The following is a 483-nucleotide window of genomic DNA, read 5'->3' as shown; positions in this document are numbered from 1 at the left end:
CCCCTACCCCCTCCGCTCGCAGGCGTCCTTCAGCCGCCGCAGAGTCGTACGCATCCCCGCCCGGTTCATCTCCGCACGCCGGGCGGGCGGCGTCCCGGTGAACACCAACCCGAGCAGATCGGCGACGCGGCCACGCCGCCGGTCCCGACGGTGGTCGACCCAGTACTCCGTCACCAGGGTGCCGCCGCCCTCCGCGTCCTCAAGCCGGTAGCCCCAGCGGGCGATCGGCAGCCCGAAGGCCGTCACGTCGAACGCGAAGTGCCGGGCAGGCTCGGCGACAGTGATCCGACAGCTGGTGAACCAGACGAAGAACGCCTTTCGGTTGAAGCCCACAAAGCGGCGCCCCCGCCGCCACACCCAGAACACCTCCGGGCTCCACTCCCGCATCCGCCGCACATCAGCCAGCAACCCGTACACGTCCCCCGGCGGCGACGCCACCATCAGAGACTCCTCGACCCCCCAGACCCGACCGCGCTCCCGTTC

Annotated in this window: 1 protein-coding gene; it reads right to left on the bottom strand. The window is 71.4% G+C overall.

Annotated elements, in window-relative coordinates; translation table 11 throughout:
- Window positions 1-3: 3 nt before the first annotated feature.
- Window positions 4-483: SRPBCC family protein (locus GL263_RS27785; protein WP_228456894.1), on the bottom strand; the 480-nt coding region annotated here is incomplete at its 5' end.

Source organism: Streptomyces durbertensis (assembly GCF_014156695.1).
Lineage (GTDB): Bacteria > Actinomycetota > Actinomycetes > Streptomycetales > Streptomycetaceae > Streptomyces > Streptomyces durbertensis.
Note: the sequence above shows the minus strand (reverse complement) of the source record. Positions and strands in the feature narration are given on the sequence as shown.